This is a genomic window from Tessaracoccus yangjingae, from assembly GCF_055326235.1.
Genome location: NZ_JBUZNN010000025.1, coordinates 1 through 7,685 on the forward strand (window position 1 = coordinate 1; position 7,685 = coordinate 7,685).

The 7,685-nt window shown below is 64.0% G+C and carries 11 protein-coding genes; 7 read left to right on the forward strand and 4 right to left on the reverse strand.

Annotation, left to right across the window (positions count from 1 at the left end; translation table 11 throughout):
- A partial coding sequence (locus tag ACZK5D_RS16600) for a type II toxin-antitoxin system VapC family toxin (RefSeq protein ID WP_463666120.1) occupies nucleotides 1–413 on the forward strand: 413 nt, incomplete at its 5' end.
- An 82-nt stretch (nucleotides 414–495) separates the two neighbouring features.
- Here ACZK5D_RS16600 and ACZK5D_RS16605 read toward each other — a convergent pair.
- From ACZK5D_RS16605 to ACZK5D_RS16615, 3 genes are all read right to left on the reverse strand, one after another.
- Nucleotides 496–843 carry a type II toxin-antitoxin system PemK/MazF family toxin gene (locus ACZK5D_RS16605; protein WP_463666121.1) on the reverse strand — a complete coding sequence of 116 codons (348 nt, stop codon included), beginning with the start codon at nucleotides 841–843 and terminating at the stop codon, nucleotides 496–498.
- Nucleotides 830–1,069 (reverse strand): ribbon-helix-helix domain-containing protein, encoded by a 240-nt coding sequence (locus ACZK5D_RS16610; protein ID WP_463666122.1) that lies wholly within the window; start codon nucleotides 1,067–1,069, stop codon nucleotides 830–832. Before ACZK5D_RS16610 ends, ACZK5D_RS16605 begins: the two co-directional genes overlap by 14 nt.
- 496 nt (nucleotides 1,070–1,565) lie before the next feature.
- Complete coding sequence (locus tag ACZK5D_RS16615) at nucleotides 1,566–2,024, reverse strand: hypothetical protein (protein ID WP_463666123.1); 459 nt, start codon at nucleotides 2,022–2,024, stop codon at nucleotides 1,566–1,568.
- A gap of 506 nt (nucleotides 2,025–2,530) precedes the next feature.
- Here ACZK5D_RS16615 and ACZK5D_RS16620 point away from each other — a divergent pair.
- The 6 genes from ACZK5D_RS16620 to ACZK5D_RS16645 all read left to right on the forward strand — a co-directional run bounded on the left by ACZK5D_RS16620 (nucleotide 2,531) and on the right by ACZK5D_RS16645 (nucleotide 5,689).
- Entirely contained in the window at nucleotides 2,531–2,749 is a 219-nt protein-coding gene (locus ACZK5D_RS16620) for a nucleotidyltransferase family protein (RefSeq protein WP_463666127.1), read from the forward strand.
- Nucleotides 2,750–3,125: 376 nt separating this feature from the next.
- Complete coding sequence (locus ACZK5D_RS16625; protein ID WP_463666124.1) at nucleotides 3,126–3,353, forward strand: FitA-like ribbon-helix-helix domain-containing protein; 228 nt, start codon at nucleotides 3,126–3,128, stop codon at nucleotides 3,351–3,353.
- Complete coding sequence (locus tag ACZK5D_RS16630; protein ID WP_463666125.1) at nucleotides 3,350–3,742, forward strand: type II toxin-antitoxin system VapC family toxin; 393 nt, start codon at nucleotides 3,350–3,352, stop codon at nucleotides 3,740–3,742. Before ACZK5D_RS16625 ends, ACZK5D_RS16630 begins: the two co-directional genes overlap by 4 nt.
- The gene (locus ACZK5D_RS16635) at nucleotides 3,742–3,975 is read left to right on the forward strand and encodes a type II toxin-antitoxin system RelE family toxin (protein ID WP_463666128.1); all 234 of its coding nucleotides are present in this window, start codon (nucleotides 3,742–3,744) and stop codon (nucleotides 3,973–3,975) included. The genes ACZK5D_RS16630 and ACZK5D_RS16635 overlap by 1 nt, the downstream gene beginning before the upstream one ends.
- An 834-nt stretch (nucleotides 3,976–4,809) precedes the next feature.
- On the forward strand, nucleotides 4,810–5,073 hold the full coding sequence (locus ACZK5D_RS16640) for a hypothetical protein (protein WP_188334593.1): 264 nt from the start codon (nucleotides 4,810–4,812) through the stop codon (nucleotides 5,071–5,073).
- Between the two features lie 187 nt (nucleotides 5,074–5,260).
- Complete coding sequence (locus tag ACZK5D_RS16645; protein ID WP_463666126.1) at nucleotides 5,261–5,689, forward strand: hypothetical protein; 429 nt, start codon at nucleotides 5,261–5,263, stop codon at nucleotides 5,687–5,689.
- A gap of 484 nt (nucleotides 5,690–6,173) precedes the next feature.
- Here the strand turns inward: ACZK5D_RS16645 and ACZK5D_RS16650 are convergent, their stop codons facing one another.
- A complete protein-coding gene (locus ACZK5D_RS16650; protein ID WP_463665165.1) occupies nucleotides 6,174–7,565 on the reverse strand; it encodes an IS1380 family transposase in 1,392 nt (463 codons plus the stop codon).
- Nucleotides 7,566–7,685 lie beyond the last annotated feature (120 nt).

Sequence of the window (7,685 nt, forward strand, 5' to 3'; positions counted from 1 at the left end):
GCCGTGCGGGCAGGCCGTCGGTGATCGTGCTGGACGCCTCGGCGATGGTCGAGGCGTTGATCGGCAGTGAGGTCTCCGACGAGCTGCTGGATGCTCTCACCGGCGAGGTGCACGCGCCGCACCTGCTCGATGTCGAGGTGTTGTCCGTGCTGCGGGGCTTGCTTCTGGGCGGCAAACTCGATCCCGCTGTCGCGGAGGAGGTTCGTCGTGACCACTTCGCGTTCGCCGTCAATCGCTACGAGGTCTCGCCATTGGCTGATCGGATCTGGCAGTTGCGTCACCAGTACACGAGCTACGACGCCGCGTACCTCGCTCTGGCCGAGGCGCTGGATGCACCGCTGTACACCTGCGATGCGAAGCTCGACAGCGGCGGCCACCACGCCAAGGTGCACCTGCTCCACCGAACACACTGATCTGTCGCGGTGTGCGAGGGGAGCCTGTCGGCTTGGTGGTCACCCCAGCACGACCGCCCTAAATGCCGCTGCGGGCGTGTGGTCAGAGTTGGAGGTGCAGGCGCAGGGCGTCGTCGAGTTGGGACATCAGGTGGGTGGGAATGCGGCCAAGGACGGGACCGAGTCGTGCCACCGAAACCGAACGAACTTGTTCAGCTTGGGCTTTCGAATCCACATGGATGCCTGTTTCATGAGCGGAGAGGAGGACCTGGAAAGGGAAGACCCTCGCGATGCTGCTGGTGACGGGTACCACGGTGACGACGCCTCGCCCCAGCCTGGCTGCGATGGCGTTTGCGTTGTCGTTGCTCACGATGACTGCCGGCCGACGCTTGTCCGCCTCTCCTGCGCGGGCAGGTTCCAGATCGACCAGCCGGATCTCACCGCGGAGCATCAGCCAGCCCATCGGCAGCGGCGGAGTCCCAAGCGTCGGCGTTACCCGAGTCCTCCCACTCCTGCCAGGCTGCTTCGTAGGCGGTCTGGAGTTCTGCGTCGCCAAGTAGCCTGATCGCCTGCTGGATGGCCGCGGAGCGGGACTTCAGGCCAGCAGCGTGGGCGTACTTGTCCAAGGCTGCGACATCGCTCTCGGAGAGGCTCACGCTCAACTTCATCTGACTCATGCGACCAGCGTACTACCGGACTTCCTACCACGGTAGCTCTACCTGATGTTGTCAACGCCGTGTTCGTAGCCTCGGGCTTCGGTGTCCCCGAGCACGACCGCCCTCAACTGCCGCGACGGGTGAATCAACCCACAGGTGGGCAGGGAAGGCGGCTCCCGGGCCCTGGAGACTCCCGCTGCTCGTGCTCAAACTCGTAGGCGCACTCGCCAGACATGCCAGCCATGTCATTGCCGGTGCCGAAGTGCTCAAGCCACGGATGCCGACACTCGGGACAGTCGCCCAACTCGCGCAGCCTGCGTGCCCGCACCCGGCGCTCTCTCCGTCGCTCGAAGAAGCTACTCAGGCGTCAGGAAGCCTCGTTCCGCTCGCACCCTCATGCTGCGGTGTGCGAGGGTCGTGACGTCAGCGTCCGAGCTCGAAGGACTGGCATGGTCCTGCGGATAGCTCCTCTTGGTAGTCGCTGAATGTGGACGCGGATGGTCGCTCTGCTCGGTGGTCAGCCGTTCGACGGGTCGGGCTCCGGGTATTCGAGGTCGAGACACTCGAAGCCCTTCGCGACGGCGGCGTGGAGACGCTCGTGGCCAGCAGCGTCCCACTTCACGTAGGGGAAGTACTGCCAGTAGAAGAATTCGTTGGAGGCCGTGCTTTCGCCGGTGTAGGAGGCCTGCCAGCCCGATGCGATCAGCCATTCCGCGTCCGCAGGGTTGTCGAGGCTGTCGGCGTTGGTGAGCCGGGCGCGGCCCGTGACGCCGTCGGGGGTTGCCACGACGACCCACCAGTTGATCCCCGCGGTCAGGCCTTCACCCACCGCGATCTGCACGGCCTCATCCCAGTCAACAGGCCCCCAGCGTGATTCATGGCTCAGACGCGTCGCGCGGCTGATCGGCTCGCACATCATCTGAGCAACCAGCGCCTCGTCGGGAACAGGTTCGGACCGACCGGGCTCAGCGGTCACGGCGGATGACTCCGCGGGCTCCATCGGGACAACAACGATGGCGGTGTCCTCGGGGCTTGTCTCGGGCGGGGTGGCCGACTGCGGTGAGCTCGCTGCGCCTGAGGCCGAGGACGTGACCCTCACCCTCGGACCCCGGGGCTCGTCCACTGTGCAGGCGGTCAGCACCAGCACACTCAGCGCACCCACCAAGGCCACCGGCTTCACCAGCCATCGACCAGACGGCGCGAAGGCGCTCAGCGCCGGAGGGTCACCATCGAACCGATCACGACAGGAACCCCCAGACGGCCGGACGTGCGGCAGCTGCAGTCTCAACGGTGCCCCCCCGGGTCAGCGGTGCTTGTGCTTTGTGTCGAGCACAACTCTCCCACGGGTGCCGGTTCACGCCGACGATCCAAACCATAGGCAGGCTCACGTCGGACGACGCCCCGAACATCGGGATCTGCCGCTGTCGGGGCGATTCGGCAGTACGGAGCGCGTTGGTCGCGGGGTAGCCTCGGTTCGTGAGCATGGTGACGGCCGAGAGCGCGTCGCTGCGTGCAGCGGTCGTCGCGCATCGCGATGCGCTGGACGGCATCCTTCGTCGCTATCGCGCGGCCAACCCGAGGCTGTTCGGCTCTGTGGCCCGTGGCGATGCCACTGGGGATAGTGACATCGATCTCTTGGTCGACTTGCTGCCGGGCGGGGGACCGACCTGCTGCGCGTGGCTGGGGTCGCCGAAGAGTTGAGCCAGGTCCTTGGGGTGAGGGTTGACGTTGTGGCCGCGTCACTGCTGCGGGATGACGTGTCGCCCAGCGCTCTAGCCGACGCGGTGCCGTTGTGACCCGATCTGATGAGAAGCGGTTCGCCGACATTCTCCAAGCCATTCAGCGCTGCCAGGATCACGAGCCCTTCCGGGTGAATCCGGACCTGATTCTTGACCTCGTTCCACACGGACTCGCCCCGCTGGCCGAGCGGTTGCGTGGCATCTGACCCACCGCCAGCGATACCCGATGGCAGAAGTGCCGACATCCGGACATGCTGCGGCAGGGTTCAACCGGAACTGCAGCGGAGAGTCGGTGGGCCGGGTCGATCGCCCTGCTTGCAGAATGCTAGCATTGTGTCATGACGACCCTGTACATCCGTGACGTCTCCGACGATGTCGCCGCTACCTTGAAGGAACGGGCGGCGGCGCAAAGCATGTCGTTGTCGGCCTACGTCGCCGCCGAGTTGGCCAAGATCGCCACACGGCCCACCAACCAGCAGATCGTTGCTCGGCTCAGGGCGCGGGACCGTTCCAGCGGGCCTAGCTCCGACGACATCGTCGCAGCCGTGCGGGCAGGCCGTCGGTGATCGTGCTGGACGCCTCGGCGATGGTCGAGGCGTTGATCGGCAGTGAGGTCTCCGACGAGCTGCTGGATGCTCTCACCGGCGAGGTGCACGCGCCGCACCTGCTCGATGTCGAGGTGTTGTCCGTGCTGCGGGGCTTGCTTCTGGGCGGCAAACTCGATCCCGCTGTCGCGGAGGAGGTTCGTCGTGACCACTTCGCGTTCGCCGTCAATCGCTACGAGGTCTCGCCATTGGCTGATCGGATCTGGCAGTTGCGTCACCAGTACACGAGCTACGACGCCGCGTACCTCGCTCTGGCCGAGGCGCTGGATGCACCGCTGTACACCTGCGATGCGAAGCTCGACAGCGGCGGCCACCACGCCGAGGTGCACCTGCTCCACCGAACACACTGATCTGCCGCAGCCAGCGCGTTCGATCCCGGGTCGCCCAGCGGCGGGTCCAGGCGGCGATCGAGTTACTGGCGAGCGAACCGCGCCCGAGCGGGGCCAAGAAGCTGGTTGGCGGCGACGGCGAGTGGCGTGTCCGGACCGGTGACTACCGGATCGTCTACGAGATCCACGACAACGTGCTGCTCGTCCTTGTGGTTGCCGTGGGCCACCGCCGCGACATCTACGAACGCCGGTAGCTGGTCCTCAGCAGGAGGTCTTGTCGCGTCACACCGAGTGTGAGCCAAGTCAGATTCCTCCCGGACCACTCTTGGCTAGCCGCCCGGAGCAACTGGGCCAGGTGGTTGGCCGACGCCAGGGGTGTACTACCTTGGGTCCGTTGGTGCGGAGCGTGCGTGCAGTTTTTTCGAGCTACGCCGAAACCGTTCATACCTGGTCCGAACGAAGCGACGGTGAATCAGTGGAGGTACTCGACTACGTACTGACTCACGCCCCGTGGGTCGGCTTTGCTGTTCTGTTCTCGCTCGTCGTCCTGTTCTCTTGGATCGATAGGGAAGTCGATGATTCTGCGATTCCCATTGCAACGTGGGGATTCTGTGCGCTGGGGTCGCTCATCGGGCTATCCGCTCGGGGCGTGCCGATCGATGTCGCCGGCCAAGTCGGTTCCTATGTCTACTTTGGAGCACTGATAGGCTCTGGCTTCCGGCCGGGTCTTCTCACGCAGCTGCCATGGCGTGATGAAGAAAAGGGATGGCTACATCGCCAGATGCCTACTCGACGCCGGCGGGTTCAGACCCCGAATCCACTCACTTCTGTGAAGAGCCGGCAAACAATGCCTTCACGCTCACCTCGATGAGGAACAAGTATGGGAACCGCAGGGTCGCCATTTCCGGAGTGTATTCGTGCATACTGAGCCTCAGGAAGACGGCGGAACGACTATTTAATGAAGGGAAGTTCACGTGCGTCAAGGCATGCGGAAGAGCCTCGTAGTCTGGCTGGTAGTCGTTTTCGGGGGAGGTTTGCTCACGGGATGTATTCAAGACCCAACATGTTCTCCCGCGGGTCGTTCGCGGATGAACGCCGCGATCGTGGAGCTGTTGCAGATATCCCCTGGGCAAGTGGGATACCTGAGTACGCCGGATTGTGATTCCGGTGCTAGCCTCAGCGCCACTCTTGAGTTGCAGATCTCCTGGGAAGAACTCATGTCCCGGCTTTCTGATAGATGTCGCGCGGAGGGCGAAGAGGCCGCATGTCTGTTGGGCGATGAGGAGTTCACTGTGTACCTCCATTCTGAGCTAGAGTCAGGCGTCGAGGTTACTATCTTCGAGGCGGAGTGATGTTCGGCATTTGTCTCCCTGATGCGCAACTGGCCGCCGCAACCGGGGCTGCTGCACGACGGGCTCCTCATGAAAGATCGAAGTTGGTCAGAAGGCACTCCGGCCTCTCTACAGTAAGCTTCGCACACTCCGCCATGAATGATCGAGGTAAGGTTCTCCTGTGCTACGTTGGAGGAATAGGCTCATCGTGTTCAGTATGCAAGACATTGGCTTGGCGATTTGTGGCTTTGCATTTATGTTCGTGGGTCTTGCGATGATCGTCGAAGGTGGAGGGACAATCGATGCGATCCTGGGCATCGTTACTCTGTTGGGAGGAATCTTCCTGGCGACATGGGAAGCGCGACATAACGTGGCTTGGGTCAGTGCGACGCGTGTCTTGATGTTTCCTTTCGGGGCGAGCCGAGTGATTCCCCGGGACCACATCGGTGCCGTGACTGTGACCAGTAGCGAGCATCACCTCTTCAGGTACGTCGTGGAGTTGGAGTTGGACGAGAAGTATCCTTCTTCCGTGGGCAGGCTCTTTCACACGGAAGTGCTTCTGCGGCGCAACGCAGTTGCTTTGGCTGAACGGATGGCTGCAACTTTGGATGTGCCGGTCAAGGAAGCGGGTTCGTGACCCGACTGGGTTGGGTCTCCCAGAGATTAGGCGGTTCTGCGGTTGGCCATGTGGAGCGTTGAAGCTAACGCCGCCAGGCGGAGGAGCTTGGGATCTCACGCCACTGCGATGGCGCGCAAGCGACCGGCTATTGCAGGCTCTTCGTGCTTGAGCGTGGGGTCACATTACGGCAATCTCTATATTCTCACCGGTTGGACGGGCGTCGCCTACGTCGGTGTTTGGGGGGTCTTCCCCCTACTGGAGCCCTACCTGTGAGGTGGCACAGTCTCTTTAGGGGTGTCGCGGACACGGTTGCCTGACGCTTGCGACGTGCGTCGCTAGCCTCGATATTTCATGACGGGCGTGTGTGGGGCTGGTCGGCGCCGGTGGCGTCGGGGTTGTTCTGATTCTTGCAGGTGGGTGTGACAAGACCCCGCGTGACGTCTGCGGTGCGGGTTTCCAGGCCGGGAGCTGCCAGATTCAGAGGGTCATGTGGAGGACAGGGTCAGGTGGCTGGTGCCGGGAGGTTTCGGAGTCGGCTGATGCTGTCGATGATCAGCTCGGCCCAGCGGGATCGGTCGCTGAAGTGGACGACGGTGCGGCGGGCTCTTCTGGCGAGGGTCGCGGGGATGGTGTAGAGCCGGTAGCGGAGCCGTTTCGGTTCCCAGCGGCGGGCTTCATGACCGGCCAGCGCCAGCATCGCGCTCCAGGCCTGCAACTCGGAGGCCAGGGCGACGATCTGGCACCAGATCCGATTCTGGTCGAACCCGTGCAACGGGAGGTTGGCCAGGCCTGTGTCTTTCGCGATCCGGATCCGGTCTTCGCAGCGGGCGCGTCGACGATGCCTGAGCTCCAGCTGCTGGAGGGTGCCGAGGGTGGTGTTGGTGGCGAAGGCGGTGAGCCGGTAGCCGTCGACGTCGTCGAACCGCAGCTGAGCGCCGGGGTGGGGCCGTTCTCTGCGGACGATCACCCGCATCCCGGCAGGCCAACCGTCGAGATCCAGCAGTCCGGTGAAGTCAGCAAGATCGGCCCCCTCGCGAGCCTCGCCATCGCTGTTGAGGGCCGGCACCCAAACCCACTCAGGGACCAAGTGGTAGAGGTCGGGGGTGTCCATGGGGAGGGTGAACCCGACCGAGTACGCCACCCTGCGCCCGGTCAGCCACTTGGTGAACTCCTTCGTGCCGCCGGCCCCGTCCGCGCGGATCAGCACGCGGCGTCCGGGCCGCGGGTTCCGGTCGGGGAGCTGCGCGAGAGCTTGTTTGGTGACGGTGATGTGATCGGCGGCGGTGTTCGAACCGGCGTTCCCGGGGCGTAGGTGGACCTCCAGGGCTTCGCCGGTGCCCTCAGGTCCGTGGTCGGCGAACGCCAGCAACGGGTGGAACCCGAAGCCTCGCTTGAACGTCGCAGCCGCGCGCTGCTTCTCCGAATGGGCGGTGATCAACGACGCGTCCAAGTCGATGATCACCGGATCCTCGGCAGTCGACTCGTGGTCGGGGGCATGCTCACCGGCCAGGGCCCAGACCGTGGCGCGGGCCTGCTGCCTAGCTCCCGCGATCGCCTTGATGGCCTTGTCCGCATCCGCAGCGAGGGCCGCGATGAGCCGCGACACAGTCGGATCCGACGCCACCGGGCCGTAGACCCCTGGTTCAGCACGCAGGGTAGCGAGGTCACTCAACGCTTCACCGCCGAGCACCAGCGACACCGCCAGATCACAGACGATCTTGCCTGGGTCGTGGACCGCCAACGGTTTCCGCCACCGAGACAGCGCCTCCGACAGGGCCCGGTCCAGGCCGGCCGCGCGGATGGTTTCGGTCAGCAGGATCCCGCCAGCCTGCCCGACCGCGGTCACCTTCGCGGTATCGACATGAACCCTGGGATACGAGCCGGTACTCTTCACCTCGAAGGTGCTCCTTCTTGTTGGTCGATGTTTCTCTAGACAAGTCACATCATCCCAAGTCAGGGGCACTTTCGCTATCTCAGGCCACTACAGTCCACCCACCGTCATGAAAGCACGAGG